This window comes from Kribbella sp. NPDC026611 (genome assembly GCF_040638345.1).
In the GTDB taxonomy this organism is placed as follows: Bacteria; Actinomycetota; Actinomycetes; order Propionibacteriales; family Kribbellaceae; genus Kribbella.
In genome coordinates this window covers 423,011-439,960 of the sequence record NZ_JBEZYC010000005.1, presented here as the reverse complement: position 1 = coordinate 439,960, position 16,950 = coordinate 423,011, and the positions used below count along the sequence as shown (strand labels likewise).

Genomic DNA, 16,950 nt, shown 5'->3' with positions numbered 1-16,950 from the left:
AGCCCGGGGCCCAAAGGGTTGTCACCCTTTCTGCCGGATCCTGTCCGCGTCACAAGCGTCATCATCCAACGAAAATCAACAAAACTCAGGAAAAATCCACCAGATCCCCCATTGGCCCTTCTGATCTGGTCCAATACTCAGGTGGTGGCCGGGGGTCCCGCGAAGCCTCCGGCCATCACCTAGCCCACCGACCTGGGGACAGGTGAGCGCGTGCGCCTCCACACAGCCGTCGGCGTCGCACTGGCGCTGCTCCTCCCGGCCGCCGCTCCCCCATCCAGCACCGCCGCGCCCGTGATGTCGGCCCGGCCGACGCAACTGGTCGCCGGGTGGACTCCGCCGCTCAGCACCCGGGGCCGGTACGTCGTCGACGCGAACGGCAACCGCTTCCGCCTGAAGTCCGGCAGCTGGCACGGCGCGAGCGGGACCTGGAACGGCTCCGGCGACCCGGCCGACAACGCCAACCACCACGCCGGCGAGAACAGCAACCGGATGCCGCTCGGCCTCGACCGCGCACCGATCGCGGACATCGTCGCCGGCTTCGCCGAGCTCGGCCTGAACAGCATCCGCCTCCAGTTCTCGAACGAGCTGATCCATGACACCACGCCCGTCCCCGCGCCCGCCGTCGCCGCCAACCCGACCCTGGCCGGCAAGACACCACTCGAGGTGTACGACGCCGTCGTACAGCAACTCACCGCCGCCGGGTTCGCCGTGATCCTGAACAACCACACCAACACCACCCGCTGGTGCTGCGGCCTCGACGGCAACGAACGCTGGAACGCGAGCCAGTCGACCGCGACCTGGGAGAGCGACTGGCTGTTCATGGTCAACCGCTACAAGACCAACCCACGCGTCGTCGGCGCCGACCTCTACAACGAGGTACGCCGGGACCTCCTCGTCGACCCGAACTGGGGTGCGGGCGACGAGCACGACTGGTTCGCCGCCTCCCAGCACCTCGGCGACCGGATCCTCACCGAGGCGAACCCCAACCTGCTGATCGTTGTCGAAGGCATCAACTGGACCGGCGTCCCGGCCGACGGCCTCCCGCACGACCGGCCGACGTTGACGCCGGCGCGGTACCTCTCCCACACGCTCGTTGCCTCCGACAAACTCGTGTACTCCGCCCACTTCTACGGCTACACCGGTCCGCGCCACAGCGGCGCAACCGGGACCGGCGAGACACACGATCCGCGGTACGAGGACCTGTCGCCGGAGGAGCTGATCAGCGAGCTCAACCGGCAGGCGTTCTTCGTCACTGGAGAAGAAGGGCACTTCACCGCTCCGTTGTGGATCAGCGAGTTCGGCGTCGGCGGACGGGAAGAGACCGGTGAGAAGCCGCGCGCGTGGTTCGAGCACTTCGTCGACCAGCTGATTCGGACGGACGCAGACTTCGCCTACTGGCCACTGGTCGGCTGGCACAACACCAGCGGCGCTGACAACGGCTGGGCGCTGCTGGCGTGGACTACTACCGGTCAACGCATCGGTCTGTACGACGGCGACGACTGGCGCGCGTCGGCGTGGACCCGGCTGATGAACGCGCCAACCAGGACCGGACCTGTTGCAGTCGGGACGGTGTGGAAGATGCTGAGCCCGGACCACGGAGACTTCGTCGAGTCCCTGCGCATGCGCAGCGCGGGTGACTGGGACGTGGGTGCCCGCAAAGGGGCCTGCCCGGACGACCTCCGCCTGATCGGCTTGAGTCACACCGGCAACCGAGGCCTCTGCCGCTCCGGCGGTCCGACCCCGTCCGGGGCATACGAGGTAGTGAGAGACGAGCGCAACGTCTCGTCGGACTGGGCTTCCGGCTACACGAAGTACCAGTGCGCCCCCAACTTCTACCTCACCGGCTACAGCGTCCGCGGCGCCCGGGTCTCGTCTGCCTTGTGCACCGCCACCTCCCAGTCCCTGGGCAATGCCGGCCGCACCCTGTGGTTCGACCGCGGCGACAACCGCGGCGGAGCCGGAGGGGACTTCGCCAACGGTAACTACAAGGGCCAGTGCGCCGACGACGAGTACGTAGCCGGCATAGCCTTCACCACCCGCGTCGGAGCAACAGGTACCCCAGACGCCCTCTACTGCCGCAAACTCATGTCATGACCCTGCCCCTGATCCCCGCTCCAACACACCTCACCCCCACCGGCACCACGGCCGACACCACGGCCGACACCACGGCCGACACCACGGCCGACACCACGGCCGACACCACGGCCGGCACTGCGGTCACGGTCGGCGGCTTCACGCTCACGGCGGCGGTCGGGGTCGAGGCCGTGTCCCCCGAGCTGAGCGAGCTGGCCACACGCTTCGCCGAGGAGGTCCACCAAGACACCGGCCTGCTTCTCACTGGGTCCAGGGGCATCACCGCAGTCATCTCGGACGCTCCATCCGTCGCACCAGTCACCGGCGTACGAGCGGACGGACAGGAGGTCGACGAACGCCACACCCTGACCATCACTCAAGACGGCGCCCACATCTCCGGTCCCACCCCGGAGGCGGTCTACCGAGGGCTCACCACCCTCCGCCAGCTCATCTCGACCCACCTGCAGGACGGCACCGCAGCCCTCCCGACCGTGACGATCACCGACGGCCCCCGCTTCGCCTGGCGCGGTCTGTCCCTCGACGTAGTGCGCACGTTCCACGCCCCACCCGAGGTGCGCCGCATCATCGACATGCTCGCCCTCTACAAGTTCAACGTCCTGCACCTGCACCTCACAGACGACCAGGGCTGGCGCGTCGAAGTACCGTCCCGTCCCGCTCTCACCGACATAGCAGCAAAGGGCGCAGTGGACGATCGCCCAGGCGGCTACTACACGCAGGACGAGCTGGCGGAGCTCGTCGCGTACGCCGCCGACCGCTTCATCACCGTGGTCCCCGAGATCGACATGCCCGGCCACACCACCGCCGTCTTCACGGCGTACCCCGAGCTCGCACCGGCGCAGGTCCGGACGGTTGACCTGGGCAACGGCGCCACCCTCCAGCTCAGCACGCTGCAGCCGGAGCTGGACGAGACATGGTCGTTCGTCGAGGACGTGCTGGACGCGATCATCCCGCAGTTCCCGCAGTCGGCGTATGTGCACATCGGCGGCGACGAGGCGTGGGGCATGTCCGACGAGGACCACGCCGCGTTCGTCGAGAAGGCCGCCGCCCTGGTCCGAGCCCGCGGCAAGCGCGTCGTCGGCTGGCAGGAGATCGCCCGCGCCGACCTCGACCCCGGAGACGTCGTCCAGTACTGGATGGACATCGACCTCGAGTCTGCGGACCCCGACTCCGGCCCGGCCCTCCCCGAAGACCTGCTCCCGATCCTCGTCGAGGGCCTGCAGAAGGCCCAGCACGACGTACCCAAAGCCCTCGCCGCCGGCGCCCGCATCCTCGCCTCCCCGACGACCTGGTTGTACCTCGACCGCCCGCACAAGGACGTGTCGAACGACCCTGTCCAGGAGGACGCTCGCAAACGCCTCGGACTGCAGTTCTACGGCCCGGCGTCCATCCAGGACGGCATCTCCTGGGACCCGGTCACCGACCTCCGCGGCGTGTCCTCGGCCGAGCAGGTCATCGGCGTCGAGGCAGCCATCTGGTGCGAGTCGATCATCACCCCCGAGGACCTGGAGCTCATGCTCCTCCCCCGCCTACCCGGCGCCGCCGAAAAGGGCTGGTCCCACACCACCACCAACTGGCCCGACTATGCCGCCCGCCTAGGCCCCCAATCCACAACCTGGCGCCACCGCACCTGGACCTGGCTCCAGTCCACCGAGATCAACTGGACCTGACCCCGCCGAGCCTGAAACCAGATGCGGTGAAGGGGCGGACCGGGGTGGTCCGCCCCTTCTTGACGACGGGTTTCAGCAGGTGGCGGTGGGGGCTGCCCAGTCGGCTCGGTCGTTGTAGCCGCCGTCGCCGGCGTCGCCTACGAGCAGGTCGAGGACGCGAACCCCGGTGAGGTCGACGTCGAACGGCTTCGGGGTGAAGCGGTCGACGGTGCCGCTGTCGAACAGGACCTTGCCGTCGCCGACGACCTGGAAGGTGGACGTGCCGCCCTCGGGGCCGACGTTGCTGACCACGTCGTCGATGCCGGCGACACCGGTCAGCCTCGAGCAGGCCTTGTCCAGGTAGTACCGGATCAGCGACGGCGAGGCGACGCCGATACCGGTCGGGTACGTCGTCCCGGTGAGCTTGATCGGATTACCACCGCCGACGCTCTCGTCGATCGTCGGCGACATCCACCCGCTGGTCGCGGTGATCCAGTCGTGGTGCGACAGCGGCACCGTCCCGCTCGGCGGCTCCGGCGCGATCACGATCGACGAAAGCACCGTCGTCTGCTTCTGGACGCCGTACAACACGGTCCGGTATGTCGTCGTCGCGGTCAGACTGGCGGTCCCGGGCGCGGCGCCGGCCGGGAGCTTCGCTGTGAAGGTGAAGGTTGCCTGCTGACCAGGGCCGATCAGTATGGGTGCCTTGGACAACGACTTGACCGTCCATCCGGTGCCGCCGGCAACAGTCACCGCCGGCTGCAGGGCCGGGGTGAGGCCGTCGTTGCGGAGGTTGACCTGGACGGTCAGCTCGTCGCCACCGGCCACGACCGGCGCGACGCCCTCGGGCTGCGGGTCCGTGCCGACCTTGGTCACCTCCGGGATCCCGGCCGTGACATGCGGGGCATCCGGAACGCCAGTGGCGACTCCGACCCGGAAGAGCGCCGTACCGTGCGCCGGGACCGCCGCGCTGATAACGCCCGCGGACTCGGTGACCTTGTTCGTCCAAGCGTTCTTCAACGTGAACCGCGAACCCGTCAGACCAACCGCGGACGCAGTCGTGGTCAGCGTCTTCGCGCTGTCGCCCCGGTTGAGCAGGACGACCGCACGACTGCCGTCGGCGAGCCGCTTCACCCACGTCTCCGTCGTACCGGCGGCACCGACTCGGACGGCCTGGACCGCGGCCCTGTCCTGGTTGATCGCGAGTACGTCGGGATCGGTCAGCATGCCGACCGTCGTCGCGCTGAGCTTGCGGATGTCGCTACCGACCACCAGCGGCGCGGCCGCGACCGCCCACAGCGTGAACTGGGTGCGGAACTCCTCGTCCGTCATCCCGAGCTCCGGCGCCAGGTAGTCCGGGTCACTGAACGCGCCCGGCTTGACGACCTCGGGGTGCCGCGCGTTCGCGTCGTAGTTCCGCAGTACGTCCTTGAACTTGATGTCGCCCTGGAAACCGACGTCGGTGTAGGTCCGCCAGGACTGTGCGATCGCCGGCGCGTACGTCCATGAGTTGATCGACTGCTGCGACTCGGGGTAGTTGCCCCAGTCCGGCGAGGTCACCGGGTTGCACAGGTTGAAGATCATCGGCCGGTGGCTCGCGTTGTTCCGCAGCGCCTGGGCGAACTCGGTGTACACCGTCTTCGGGTCGAGGTTCGCCGCGATCCCGCAGAGGTAGTCGACCTTGACGGCGTCGAAGCCCCACGCTGCGAAGGTGTCGGCGTCGTGCTGGTAGTAGCCGCCGCTGCCGAGACCACACCGACCCGGGATGTACGGGCCGGCGTCGGTGTAGATACCGGCCTTCAGGCCCTTGCTGTGGATGTAGTCGACGAGCGGCTTGAGCCCGTTCGGGAACTTGGCCGGGTTCGGGACCAGGTCCCCGGCGGCGCTGCGGGACTGGTCGGCCTGCCAGCCGCCGTCGAGCCAGACGATGTCGTACCCCGCCTTGGCCAGCCCGCGGCTGACCAGCGAGTCCGCGACCGACTTGATGGTGTCCTCGGTGAAGTCGCCACCGAGGCCGTAGTACGTGTTCCAGCCCTGGTACGGCGTCGGACTGAGAACGGGAGCTGTGGTCTGAGCCACCACAGCTTCGGCCGGTGTCATGGTGGCGGCGACCGCGCCGGCCAGCAGGGCCGCCGCGATCACCCCACCCAGAAGTCGCTTCATGGTGCCATCCTTCGAGGGAATTGAGCCTTTACTGCCGTTGAGCGGAACGGGTCAGCCGAGTGCTTCGACGACCAGGCAGAGCGAGTCGACGCCGTCGAACGGCACGCCGACCTGCAGCAGGTAGCTGCCCGGGTGGGTCTCGCCACCCACCCCGTAGTTCTTCGCGGGATCGAGCCCCGCGAGCGGTACCCGGCGCGGCCGCCGTGGCAGGGTGCCACGCACGTTGCCGTCGCCGGTCTCCCAGAGGAAGACCACGGACCGCCCCGGGCCGACGTACTGCACGCCGGCGTCGAGCCCGTGGACGTTGCTATCGGCAATCAGTTCACGAATGCCCTTGTACTGCTCGATGTGGCGCGCGGCCGCCTTCAGCTGTTCGTCGTTCCAGCGGGACAGGTCCGCGCCGATCCCGAGCACCCCGGCCATCGCGACGTGGAAGCGGAAGTCGAGCGACCGCTCCCGCCCGTCGTGCGTCCCCTCGGCGTCGGTCACCCACGAGCTCATCAGGTGCGGCGCGAACCCGGTCCGGAAACCCTGCTGGATCCTGAGCCGATCCAGCGGAGCCGTGTTGTCCGACGGCCACAACGTGTCGACCCGAGCGGCCATCCCCAGATCGACGCGTGCACCCCCGCCGGCGCATCCCTCGACATACACATCAGGGTGCTGGGTCCGCAGGCGGTCCAGGATGGAATACAGATTCGTCACCACCTGACCGTCCAGATCCCGGCGCTGGTCCCCGGAATCCAGCCGCGGCCGATTCGCGTCCCACTTCAGATACTTGATGTCGTACGTCGTGAGCAATCGATCAAGGGTGCTCCAAACGAACTCCACAACATCGTCCCGGCTCAGATCGAGCAGCAACTGGTTACGGACGAGCACCGGCTCCTGCCCAGCCGTCCGCAGGATCCACTCCGGATGCTCCTGCGCCAGCTGTGACTTCGGACTGACCGATTCAGGCTCGATCCACAGACCGAAGTCCAGCCCCAGACCGTGCAGTTGCGCGATGAAGCCGTCCAGCCCGTTCGGGAACTTCCGCGGATCGACCTCCCAGTCGCCGAGCCCGGCCGTATCGTCGGAGCGACCAACGAACCACCCGTCGTCGACCACGAACGTCTCGACCCCGATACTCGCCGCCCGCCGCGCCAGCTCGAGCTGGTGTTCGGCCCGGATGTCGAACTCGGTCGCGAACCACGAGTTGTACAGCACGCGCGGCGTCCGCTTCCGCGAGACCGCTCGTTCGTACTCGTGGAAGACCCGCGCCAGCCCGTCACTGCCCTCGGCACTGCAAGCGCCCACAGCCTTCGGCGAATCCCACGTCTCCCCCGGACCGAGCCGCACCCCCAGACTCGAAGGACGACGCCCAGCCTGGATCCGCAAGAGTCCGGTGGTGTCGACGTCGGCGGACATTTCCCACGAGCCCGACCAGGCCAGCTGCACGCCGTACGCGACATCGCCGTCGGTTGCCAGGAAAGGTGAGTACGAATGGCCCGTGATGCCCTGCGCGCTGCCGATCGTGAAGCGACCACGCGGCAACGTCACGGAAGCCTGCTGGAACTCGCTGTTCCACTCACCCCACAAGTACTTGACGGTGTTCCCAACAGGCACCACAAATCCAGCCGAGTCATGCCGATGCAGCGTGAGCTCGTCAGTCCCGTCGTTACCCACAGAGACCCACCGCTCGACGACATCGCCGACCACGAGGTAGTGCAACTCAACCCGCACCCCCCGCCGACCGTCCCGGAACACCAACTCCAGCTCAGTCCCGGGCAAGACATCCCCGGATCCGCTGGTAGCCGCTTCGTCGAAGACCGGACGCAGCTCATCCGACCCATCAGGTCCGCTCACCACCAGCTCCACCGGCGCCGTGTACCGCACCCCACGCACGGCGTACTCCAACGGCTCCACATCAGCCCGCGGCACGAAGTGCTCCGTGCCCACGATCTCGACCAGCGACAACCCGTCGTGCGGGCCCCAAGCAACCAACTGCGCCCACAACCCGTGATCAGGTACGCCGACGACGTACGCCGTCGTCGTACCGCGCAGCGTCCACGTCCTCACTTGACCGCTCCGATGGCCAGACCGCCGACGAAGTGCTTCTGGAAGCGAAGGAACACCGCGACCGTTGGAACAGCAGCGATCACCGTCCCGGCCGCGATCACGTTCCACGACGAGACGAACAAACCCTGCAGACCGAGCAGCGCCGGCGTGACCGGCATCTTCTCACCTGATCGAATGACCGTGATCGACCACAAAAGATCGTTGAAGATCCACGTGAACGACAGCGCACCCAGCGCCGCCAGCGCTGGCCGGGTCAGCGGCAGGATCACTGCAGAGTAGATCTTCCCTGGACCGGCCCCGTCGATCGTCGCCGCCTCCTGGATCTCCCGCGGCAGGTCCCGCATGAACCCGTGCAGCACGAACGTGTAGAACCCCAGCCCGAAGCCGACGTGCACAGCGATCAGCGCGATCAAAGTGTCGTAGTACCCGATCAGTTCCACGAACCGCGAGATCGGGATCAGCAGGATCTGCGGCGGCAGCAGGTTCCCCATCAGCATCAGCAGCAGAACGGTCCGCCGGAACGGGATGTTGTACCGCGCCAGCCCGTACGCCGCCACCGACGCCAGCCCGAGACTCAGGATTACGGCGGGAATCGTCACCAGCAGGCTGTTGATCAGCGCCCGGAACTCGTCCGCATCCTCCCACGCCGACTTGTACGTCGAGAACGTGAACGAATGCGGCAACGACCCGAGCCCGTTCGCCGCCACATCGTCGAAGCTCCGGAACGAGATCACGATCACCCAGAGAATCGGCGCGACCCAGAGGAACGAGACCAGGCTCATCGCGGCGTGGTAGCCCACGCGCTTGATCATGCTTCCTCCCGGAAGGCGCGGATCAGGTAGCCGAGAATGACGGCCAGGGCGAGGACGAAGATCACCACGGCCAGCGCGGACGCGTACCCGAGCTGGGTGGACTGGAACGCGGTCGAGTACATGTAGGTGCTCAGCAGTTCGGACGAGTGGTACGGACCGCCCTTCGTCATCGACCAGACGATGTCGAAGGAGCGCAGCGAGTCGATCACGATCACCGAGAGCACGACCGAGTTGACCCCCTTCAACTGCGGGATCGTCACGTACCTGGTGCGTTGCCAGGCGGACGCGCCGTCGACCTTCGCGGCCTCGTAGAGCGCGGGGTCGACCGCTTTCAGGCCGGCCAGGTAGAGCACCATCACGTACCCGATCTGCCGCCAGAGGGCCGGCACGATCACGGCGTACAACGCGCTGTCCGGGTCGGCGAGCCACGGGTGGATCAGGTTCTCCAGCCCGACCGTTTTCAGGATCGTGTCGATCAGACCGTCCGGCTGGTAGAACACCCGCCAGATCAGCGCGGTCACGACGAGCGAGAACACGACCGGGGTGAACAGCGCCGCGCGATAGATCCCGACCCCGCGGCGCTCCCGCTGCAACAGCAGCGCCATCCCGAACCCACCGAGCACGCTCAACCCACCGAACAGGACGAGCCAGATCGCGGTGTTCTTCAACGCCGTCCGGAAGATCGGGTCCGACACCATGTCAGAGAAGTTCCCGAACCCGACGAACCGCGGCGCCGACAACCCGTCCCAACTGGTCAGAGCCAACCAGAACCCCTGCAAGGCCGGCCAGAACACCCACACCGCCTCGATCACGAACGGTATGAAGACGAAGGCCAGAATGAGCGGCGAGACCCGCCTCCAGGTACGACGGGACGCACTCCCGCCGGTCCGTGCGCTGGACCGGCCGGGAGCCGTCTCGGTGAGGGTGGAGGTCACGCCTTGAAGACCTTTTCGGCGGCGGCCTGCCAGTCCTTGAGGATCTTGTCGATCTGGTCCGGCTTGTCGAGGAACTTGGTGAGCGCCGCGTCCGCGGTCGGCTGCAGCGCGTCGCTCGAGTCGCGGTTGAAGAACTGGGTGATCTCGGCGGCGCCTTCGATCATCGCCTTGCCCTTCTTCACCAGCGGCGTGTCCGCCGCCTTGCCGTCCGGATTCGCCGGGATGACCGTGCCGGACGAGCTCTGCACGTAGATCTCCTGCGCCTCCGCGGTCGCCAACCAGGTCAGGAACTTCTTGACCCCGTCCGCGTCCTTCACCTTCTTGGACGCGAAGTACCCGTCGGTCGGCGCCTCCTCGGCGACCGGCACCGCCGGGTCGATGATCGGGAACTGGAAGAAGTCGATGTCGTCCAGCGCGTCCTTCGGCGCCGAGTCGGCGAAGAAGGTGCCGATCAGGAACATCCCGGTCTTCCCGCCGAGCAGCGCCGAGGTCGCCTCCTGGAACGGGAACGACTTGCCCTTCGGGTCGAAGTACGGCAGCGCCTCCTTCCACTTCGTGAAGACCGCCTTCACCTTCGGATCGGTGAAGTTGCCCTGCCCGGCGAGCAGCTGCCGGTGGAACGGCGCGCCGTTGATCCGGATGTTCAGGTAGTCGAACCACGCGGACGCGACCCACGGGGTGTCGCCGAGCCCGATCCCGATCGGCGGGATGCCCTTGGCCTGGATCTTCTTGCAGACGTCGAGGAACTCCGCCCACGTCTTCGGCGGCGTCACGCCCCACTTGGCGAAGTTCGACTTCCGGTAGAACATGCCCCACCAGTAGTAGCTGGTCGGCACGAAGATCTTCTGCCCGGCGCTGCTCGTGGACAGCGTCTGCATCGCCTTGGAGTAGTTGCCCATCGAGTCCCACACGCTGGAGACGTCCAGCAGCAGGTCCTTCTTCGCGTACGAGTCCGCGACCGAGCCGGCGTACCAGGTGTAGACGTCCGGCGGGTTCGACGAGGTGAGGTACGTCGGCAGCTGGGTCCGGAAGATCTCCGACGCGACCGTGTTCAGCTTCACCTTGCCGCCGGTCTTGTTGTAGGCGGCAACCAGTTTCTCCATCGCCGCCTTCGCCTGCTCGGCCGACAGGTTCGACTGCAGCGAGACCTCGCCGGTCGCCGCGCTGCCGCCACCGCTGCTGCTCGAACTGGTCGCCGAGGTGGCGCACCCCGGTACCAGGGTGGCTGCTCCAAGCAGGCCAAGTCCCTTGAGGAACGTCCGCCGATCTGCTGCCAGACCTGTCATGCCCGAACTCCTGAGATCTGCTCGACCAGCGATCCAGTCGAGTGAGTGGTGTGTTGCGGACGATCTTGCGGCGAGGCGTCGCGAGTGTCAATATTAATTCGTAAATTACGAGCAAATCGCTTGACGTGACACCCTCGTCACGGTCAACTTGAGCCTCGTTCATCGTTGGAACGAGCCTGCCCGCGTGCTTGGGTAGGAGCGACAGTGGAGGAGGCGCCGGGTGCGGCTGGCTGGGCGGGTGATCGTGGTGACCGGGGCCGCGTCGGGAATCGGCGCGGGCTGCGTGGAGCGTTTCCTGGCGGAAGGCGCCGGCGTCGTGCAGGTCGACGTACACCCCTGCAAGGAGATACCGGGCCGGGCGGTCGCGGTGGTCGGTGACGTCTCGTCGGCGGACACCTGGGCCGAGGTCCGGTCCCGCGGCCACGACGAGCTCGGGCCGATCGACGGACTGGTCAGCAACGCGGTGGTCGTCGACGTACGGCCGGCGCACGAGCTGCCGCAGTCGTCGTGGCAACGCCAGCTCGACGTCAACCTGACCGCGGCGTTCCTCGGGTTCCAAGCGCTGTACGACGACCTCACCGCGAACGCGGGTTCCGTCGTCCTGGTCTCGTCCGTCCACGCCATCGCCGGTCTCCCCGGTCACCCGGCGTACGCCGCGACCAAGGGCGCACTGATCTCGCTCGGACGGCAGCTGGCCGTCGAGTACGGCCGCTCGATCCGCGTGAACACCGTGCTGCCGGGTCCGGTGGTGACGGCGCTGTGGGACCGCGTCGACGAAGAGGGCCGCGAGCGGAGTGCGCAGGCGACCGCGCTCAAGCGGCTCGGGCGGCCGGACGAGGTGGCGCAGGCGGTGGCGTTCCTGCTGTCGGCGGAGGCGTCGTACATCACCGCCACCAGCCTGGTGGTCGACGGCGGCTGGTCCGCGGTGAAGGACTCAGCATGAGGGAGAGCGGTGTGACGGGGATTCAACGCGGACTGCACGGGCAGATCGTCGAGGTGATGGCCCAGCGGATTCTGTCCGGGCAGATCGCGGAGGGCGCGACGATCAACGTGCCCGACCTGCAGGCCGATCTCGGCGTCAGCCTGACGGCGGTGCGCGAGGCGTTGAAGGTGCTGACCGCGAAGGGGCTGGTGGACGCGCGGCAGAAGCGCGGCACCTTCGTCCGTCCGCGCTCGGACTGGAACCTGCTCGACCCGGACATGATCCGGTGGCACTTCGCGGACGCCGACGTACGCCCGGAACTGCTCGAGGAGCTGCACGAGGTCCGCGGCATCGTCGAGCCGGCCGCCGCCCGGCTGGCCGCGATCCGCGCAGAGGACTCCAACTTGGTGGCGCTGGATGAAGCGCTCGAGGCGATGGCCTCGGCCCGCGACGACCTCGCCGCGGCGACCGCGGACCTGGCGTTCCACCGGGCGCTGCTCGCGGCGACCGGCAACGAACTGCTGACCAAGATGGAAGTGATCATGGAGACCGGGCTCGCGGGCCGCGACCGGCTGGTGCACAAGGCGAAGCCGTCCGACGACCCGGTGCCCAGCCACCGGCGGGTCGTGGACGCCGTCCGGGCGCACGACCCGGAGGGTGCCGAGCTGGCGATGCGGGAACTGCTGGCGAAGGCCGCTCTCGACCTCACCGAGGTCCGTGGACAGGGCCGGGGGCGGCGCTCGTGAAGATCGAGAGAATCGAGACCTTCCTCGTCCCGCCGCGCTGGCTGTTCTGCCGGGTGGAGACGAGCGACGGCGTCGTCGGCTGGGGCGAGCCGGTCGTCGAGGGCCGCGCCGAGGTCGTGCGCGCCGCCATCGACGTACTCGCGGAGTACCTGATCGGCCAGGACCCGCTGCAGATCGAGCGCCACTGGCAGATCCTGACCAAGGGTGGTTTCTACCGCGGCGGACCGGTGCTGTCGAGCGCCGTCGCGGGCCTGGACCACGCTCTGTGGGACATCGCGGGCAAGGTGTACGGCGCTCCCGTTGCCTCGCTGCTCGGCGGGCGGGTGCGGGACCGGGCTCGGGTGTACGCGTGGGTCGGCGGCGACGAACCGGTGGCGATCGGTGAGTCCGTCGCCGAACAAGTTGCCGCGGGGATGACCGCGGTGAAGATGAACGCCAGCGGGCGGATCGCCCCCGCACCGTCCGTTGCTGAGCTCAACGACATCGTGACCAGGCTGGCCGCCGCACGGGAAGCCCTTGGTGACACCCGCGATGTGGCGATCGACCTGCACGGCCGGGTCGGGGTCGCCGCGGCGCGGCGGATCCTGCACGCGGTCGAGGACCTGCACCCCATGTTCGTCGAGGAGCCCGTGCTGCCGGAGCAGATGGCCCATCTCGCGTCGGTCGTGGAGAGCTCGACGGTGCCGGTAGCGCTCGGCGAGCGGCTCTACCACCGAGCCGACTTCATGGCGCCGCTGAACGCGGGCGTCGCCGTGGTGCAGCCGGACGTGTCGCACGCCGGGGGGATCTCGGAGCTGAGACGGATCGCCGTACTCGCGGACGCGCACGGCGCTCAACTGGCGCCGCACTGTCCGCTCGGGCCGATCTCGTTGGCGGCGAGCCTGCAGGTGTCGTTCGCGACGCCGAACTTCCTGATCCAGGAGCAGAGTCGCGGGATCCACTACAACGCGTCGAGCGACCTCACGTCGTACGTCGTCGATCCGAAGCCGTTCGCCTGGGTCAACGGCCACGCCGAGTGGAACCCCTTGCCCGGCTTGGGGATCACCGTGGACGAGGAGGCGGTCCGCGCGGCGGACCGGACCGGCCACGCCTGGCGCAACCCGATCTGGTCCCACGACGACGGATCCTTCGCCGAATGGTGATCTCGCACGCGGGCGGCCGCATCGTGACGGTCGACCCCGCCGACGGCGGCCGTTGGACGTCCCTGCAACTGGCGGGGCGGGAGTGGCTGTGGGCCGGTCCCGGCCTCGTCACCGGCTCGCGCTCCTGCCTCGCGACCTTCATCGACGGGGGCGGTGTCGACGAGTGCTTCCCCACGGTCCGCGGCACGCCGGACCACGGCGGCCTGTGGAATCAACCGTGGGACGGGACGGTGGAGTACGGCGGCGCCGTCCTGAACCGAGCCTTCACGGCCGGCACGGACACGCTGACCGTCGACTACCACCTCGAAGCAGCACCGGGATATCAGTTCATCTGGGCCGCTCACGCACTGCTCGAATGTGTCGCGGGTGCAGTCATCTCCGCGCCACCTGGGACGGAGTGCAGGCTGTATCCCGAGGCAGCCAAAGGCCTCCCCTGGGCTTGGCCGGCCGACGCTCCCTGGGTCGCGTCCGCCTGGCCGACGCCGTTGGATTTGTCGACTTACGGTCCGTCGGACGGGACTGCAGCGGGCGCGATCCTGGTGGACTGCCCAACGGTTTCGGTCCGCGACCGGGGTGCTGAGCTGACCATGACGCTGAGTTGCCCTGGGCAACCAGTCTCCACCGCGCTGTGGCGCAACCAGGGCGGCTTCCCGACCGAGGCGCCGTACCGCAGTCTCGGCGTGGAGCCGATGCTGGGCCGCGTCTTCGACCTCGCCTCCGCGGGACCGGACGACGCCGCGGTCATGCCGGCGAGCGGCGAGCTGACCTGGCGGTTGACGCTGTCGGCCAAGCCGGTCTGATGGTGCCGGAAGCTCCTGGGATGTCCTGAATCTGGAAGGATCACAGCATGACGCTGCTGGACGAACTGCGGGAGCGGAAGCTGCTCGCGATCATTCGGGCCGACGGTCCGGACACCGCGCTGGCCTGTGTCCGGACGCTGGTCGACGCGGGGATCACCGCGCTCGAGATCTCGCTGACCACGCCGGGCGCGGTCGACGCGATCGCCAAGGCGCGCTCGGAGTACGACCCGTCGGTGCTGATCGGCGCCGGTACCGTCCTGACCGCCGCGCAGGCCGACGAGGTCGCGGCCGCTCGGGCCGGGTTCGTCGTGACGCCGGCGATCACCCGCGGGGCCCACCGTGCGGTCGAGCTGGGCCTGCCGCTGCTGTGCGGCGCGCTCACCCCGACGGAGATCGTCGCCGCGCTGGACCTCGGGGCTACCGCGGTCAAGATCTTCCCGGCCAAGCTGCACGGCCCGGGTTACCTTCGCGAACTCCGCGCTCCCCTGCCGGACGCGCCACTCATCGCGGTGGGTGGCGTCGATGCCGTCTCCGCGCCGCAGTACCTGTCCGCCGGAGCGCTGGCCGTCGGCGTCGGTTCGCCCTTACTGGGCGACGCGGGGACCGGCGGCTCGCTGGCCGAGCTCGCCATCCGCGCCGGCACGTTCCGCACCGCACTCAACGTCTGAACACGCTGGAGCACTGTGATGACGGATCTGCTGACACTCGGCGAGACGATGGTTTCGGTGCGGACCGCCCGGCCGATGCGGCTCGGCGGCGACGCGCACCTGTCGATCGCGGGCTCGGAGAGCAACGTGGCCATTGGTATGGCCCGGCTCGGCCACGACGCCGCCTGGCTGAGTGCCCTGGGCAACGATGAGCCCGGCCGGCTGATCCAGCGCACGCTCCGCGCGGAGGGTGTCGACACCTCGCTCGTGCGCTTCTCCGAGAGCGATTTCACCGGCTTCATCGCGTTCGACCAGCCCGCGCACGACATCACCCGAGTCAGCTACCACCGCCGCGGCTCGGCCGCCTCCACCCTGACCCCCGCCGAGACGATCGCTGCCATCGAGACCGCCCAACCCCAGCTGCTCCACGTCACGGGCATCACCCCCGCGCTCTCGTCGTCGGCCAGAGCCTCCGTACTGGCCGCCGTACAAACCGCGGGGGTGCAGGTCTCACTGGACGTCAACTACCGCGCCCGCTTGTGGACCCGGTCCGAGGCAAGCACCGCCCTCCGCGAACTGATCCCATTCGTCCACACCGTCTTCGCCTCCGACGACGAACTGGACCTCCTCACCGACGCACCCGATCCAGTGGCTGAGCTGCTCTCCGTCGTGGAGCACGTGATCGTCACCGCCGGCGGCAAGGGCGCGTGGGCGCACTCCGCTGACGGCACCATCCACCGTCCGGCCCTCCCGGTGACCGTCGTCGACAGCATCGGCGCCGGCGACGCCTTCGTCTCCGGCTACCTGTCCGCCACCCTCGACGGCCTGTCCGCAGAGGCTCGCCTGGATCGCGCGACCACGTCCGGCGCCTTCTGCGTTACGGCGTACGGCGACTGGGAGTCGCTGCCGACCCGCGCCGACCTGACTCTCCTCAGCCACACCGACGGCACCGCGCTGCGCTGACCTCAGCCGGGCAGTTTGCGGGTCCCGATCAGCTCGAGGGCGACGTCGCGGAGCTTGCGTCCACTGTTCTGCGAGTAGCGTTTGAGCACCTGGAACGCGCGGGCCTCGTCGAGCGAGTACCGCTCCATCAGGATGCCCATCGCCTGCCCGACCACCTTGCGCGCGTCGACCGCCGCGGTCAGGTTCTCGACCTCGCGGGCACCGGCGAGCGCGACCGAGGCGTGCCGGGCCAGGATGTGCGCGATCGCCTCGTCGTCCCGGTCGAACGCGTCCGGCTCGAGGCCGTAGAGACCGAGCACGCCAACCGTCGGCGCGGACGGAGACCCCACGAGCAGCGGTACGTCGAGAACGCTGCGGACGCCCAGTGCGCCGACCATCGCGGCCCACTCCGGCCAGCGATTTTCGGTCCTCGTGTCCCGGACGAGCACCGCCTCCTGGCTGCGGATCACCGCCGGCAGCGGACCGGTCCCACTGTCGAGCTGGAACTGGTAGATCGCGACCATCAACGGATCGGTGACCGCCGGAATCCCCGCCTTCGACCCGGTGTAGAGGGCGACGCCGGCGTGGCTGCAGTGCAACGCACTCAGGGCGAACCGGACCACCGTTTCAACGGTCTCTTCCACGCCTTCGGCGGCATGCATCTCGACGGCCAGCCGCGCGAAGGCGTCGGCTGTCGCCTGGTCTTCATCGACTCGCGTCATAGGCCACCGACCCCCTTGGTCGATCCGATCGCCGGCCC

Annotated in this window: 14 protein-coding genes; 8 read left to right on the top strand and 6 right to left on the bottom strand. The window is 68.5% G+C overall.

What is annotated here, in order from left to right:
• Positions 1-210: 210 nt before the first annotated feature.
• Positions 211-2,094, top strand: a complete 1,884-nt coding sequence (locus tag AB0E69_RS23770) for a cellulase family glycosylhydrolase (protein ID WP_360149829.1) — start codon at positions 211-213, stop codon at positions 2,092-2,094.
• Entirely contained in the window at positions 2,091-3,761 is a 1,671-nt protein-coding gene (locus tag AB0E69_RS23765) for a family 20 glycosylhydrolase (protein WP_360149826.1), read from the top strand. Before AB0E69_RS23770 ends, AB0E69_RS23765 begins: the two co-directional genes overlap by 4 nt.
• A 72-nt stretch (positions 3,762-3,833) precedes the next feature.
• Here the strand turns inward: AB0E69_RS23765 and AB0E69_RS23760 are convergent, their stop codons facing one another.
• From AB0E69_RS23760 to AB0E69_RS23740, 5 genes are read right to left on the bottom strand one after another with little or no spacing between them, the layout of a single operon-like run.
• Positions 3,834-5,903 (bottom strand): NPCBM/NEW2 domain-containing protein, encoded by a 2,070-nt coding sequence (locus AB0E69_RS23760; RefSeq protein WP_360149823.1) that lies wholly within the window; start codon positions 5,901-5,903, stop codon positions 3,834-3,836.
• A gap of 51 nt (positions 5,904-5,954) precedes the next feature.
• Positions 5,955-7,958 (bottom strand): alpha-galactosidase, encoded by a 2,004-nt coding sequence (locus AB0E69_RS23755; RefSeq protein WP_360149820.1) that lies wholly within the window; start codon positions 7,956-7,958, stop codon positions 5,955-5,957.
• Complete coding sequence (locus AB0E69_RS23750; protein WP_360149817.1) at positions 7,955-8,770, bottom strand: carbohydrate ABC transporter permease; 816 nt, start codon at positions 8,768-8,770, stop codon at positions 7,955-7,957. Before AB0E69_RS23750 ends, AB0E69_RS23755 begins: the two co-directional genes overlap by 4 nt.
• Positions 8,767-9,705, bottom strand: coding sequence for a sugar ABC transporter permease (locus AB0E69_RS23745; protein ID WP_360149814.1), 939 nt, complete (start codon positions 9,703-9,705; stop codon positions 8,767-8,769). Before AB0E69_RS23745 ends, AB0E69_RS23750 begins: the two co-directional genes overlap by 4 nt.
• On the bottom strand, positions 9,702-10,991 hold the full coding sequence (locus AB0E69_RS23740) for a substrate-binding domain-containing protein (protein ID WP_360149811.1): 1,290 nt from the start codon (positions 10,989-10,991) through the stop codon (positions 9,702-9,704). Before AB0E69_RS23740 ends, AB0E69_RS23745 begins: the two co-directional genes overlap by 4 nt.
• A gap of 220 nt (positions 10,992-11,211) precedes the next feature.
• Here AB0E69_RS23740 and AB0E69_RS23735 point away from each other — a divergent pair, with 220 nt between their 5' ends.
• Genes AB0E69_RS23735 through AB0E69_RS23710 form a run of 6 tightly spaced genes read left to right on the top strand, consistent with a single transcriptional unit; the run spans position 11,212 to position 16,211 of the window.
• Complete coding sequence (locus AB0E69_RS23735) at positions 11,212-11,934, top strand: SDR family oxidoreductase (RefSeq protein ID WP_360149808.1); 723 nt, start codon at positions 11,212-11,214, stop codon at positions 11,932-11,934.
• Between the two features lie 11 nt (positions 11,935-11,945).
• Positions 11,946-12,659 (top strand): FCD domain-containing protein, encoded by a 714-nt coding sequence (locus AB0E69_RS23730; RefSeq protein WP_360149805.1) that lies wholly within the window; start codon positions 11,946-11,948, stop codon positions 12,657-12,659.
• Entirely contained in the window at positions 12,656-13,801 is a 1,146-nt protein-coding gene (dgoD, locus tag AB0E69_RS23725; RefSeq protein ID WP_360149802.1) for a galactonate dehydratase, read from the top strand. The genes AB0E69_RS23730 and dgoD overlap by 4 nt, the downstream gene beginning before the upstream one ends.
• Complete coding sequence (locus AB0E69_RS23720) at positions 13,795-14,601, top strand: hypothetical protein (protein ID WP_360149799.1); 807 nt, start codon at positions 13,795-13,797, stop codon at positions 14,599-14,601. Before dgoD ends, AB0E69_RS23720 begins: the two co-directional genes overlap by 7 nt.
• 47 nt (positions 14,602-14,648) lie before the next feature.
• Positions 14,649-15,269 (top strand): bifunctional 4-hydroxy-2-oxoglutarate aldolase/2-dehydro-3-deoxy-phosphogluconate aldolase, encoded by a 621-nt coding sequence (locus tag AB0E69_RS23715; protein ID WP_360149796.1) that lies wholly within the window; start codon positions 14,649-14,651, stop codon positions 15,267-15,269.
• Between the two features lie 18 nt (positions 15,270-15,287).
• Complete coding sequence (locus AB0E69_RS23710) at positions 15,288-16,211, top strand: sugar kinase (protein ID WP_360149793.1); 924 nt, start codon at positions 15,288-15,290, stop codon at positions 16,209-16,211.
• A 2-nt stretch (positions 16,212-16,213) separates the two neighbouring features.
• Here the strand turns inward: AB0E69_RS23710 and AB0E69_RS23705 are convergent, their stop codons facing one another.
• Positions 16,214-16,912 carry a GAF and ANTAR domain-containing protein gene (locus AB0E69_RS23705; protein WP_360149790.1) on the bottom strand — a complete coding sequence of 233 codons (699 nt, stop codon included), beginning with the start codon at positions 16,910-16,912 and terminating at the stop codon, positions 16,214-16,216.
• Between the last annotated feature and the right edge of the window lie 38 nt (positions 16,913-16,950).

Coding starts and splice junctions, on each gene's coding strand:
- AB0E69_RS23765 (WP_360149826.1), top strand. CDS start 2,091: ATGACCCTGCCCCTGATCCCCGCTCCAACACACCTCACCCCCACCGGC.
- AB0E69_RS23760 (WP_360149823.1), bottom strand. CDS start 5,903: ATGAAGCGACTTCTGGGTGGGGTGATCGCGGCGGCCCTGCTGGCCGGC.
- AB0E69_RS23750 (WP_360149817.1), bottom strand. CDS start 8,770: ATGATCAAGCGCGTGGGCTACCACGCCGCGATGAGCCTGGTCTCGTTC.
- AB0E69_RS23740 (WP_360149811.1), bottom strand. CDS start 10,991: ATGACAGGTCTGGCAGCAGATCGGCGGACGTTCCTCAAGGGACTTGGC.
- AB0E69_RS23720 (WP_360149799.1), top strand. CDS start 13,795: ATGGTGATCTCGCACGCGGGCGGCCGCATCGTGACGGTCGACCCCGCC.
- AB0E69_RS23715 (WP_360149796.1), top strand. CDS start 14,649: ATGACGCTGCTGGACGAACTGCGGGAGCGGAAGCTGCTCGCGATCATT.
- AB0E69_RS23710 (WP_360149793.1), top strand. CDS start 15,288: ATGACGGATCTGCTGACACTCGGCGAGACGATGGTTTCGGTGCGGACC.
- AB0E69_RS23705 (WP_360149790.1), bottom strand. CDS start 16,912: ATGACGCGAGTCGATGAAGACCAGGCGACAGCCGACGCCTTCGCGCGG.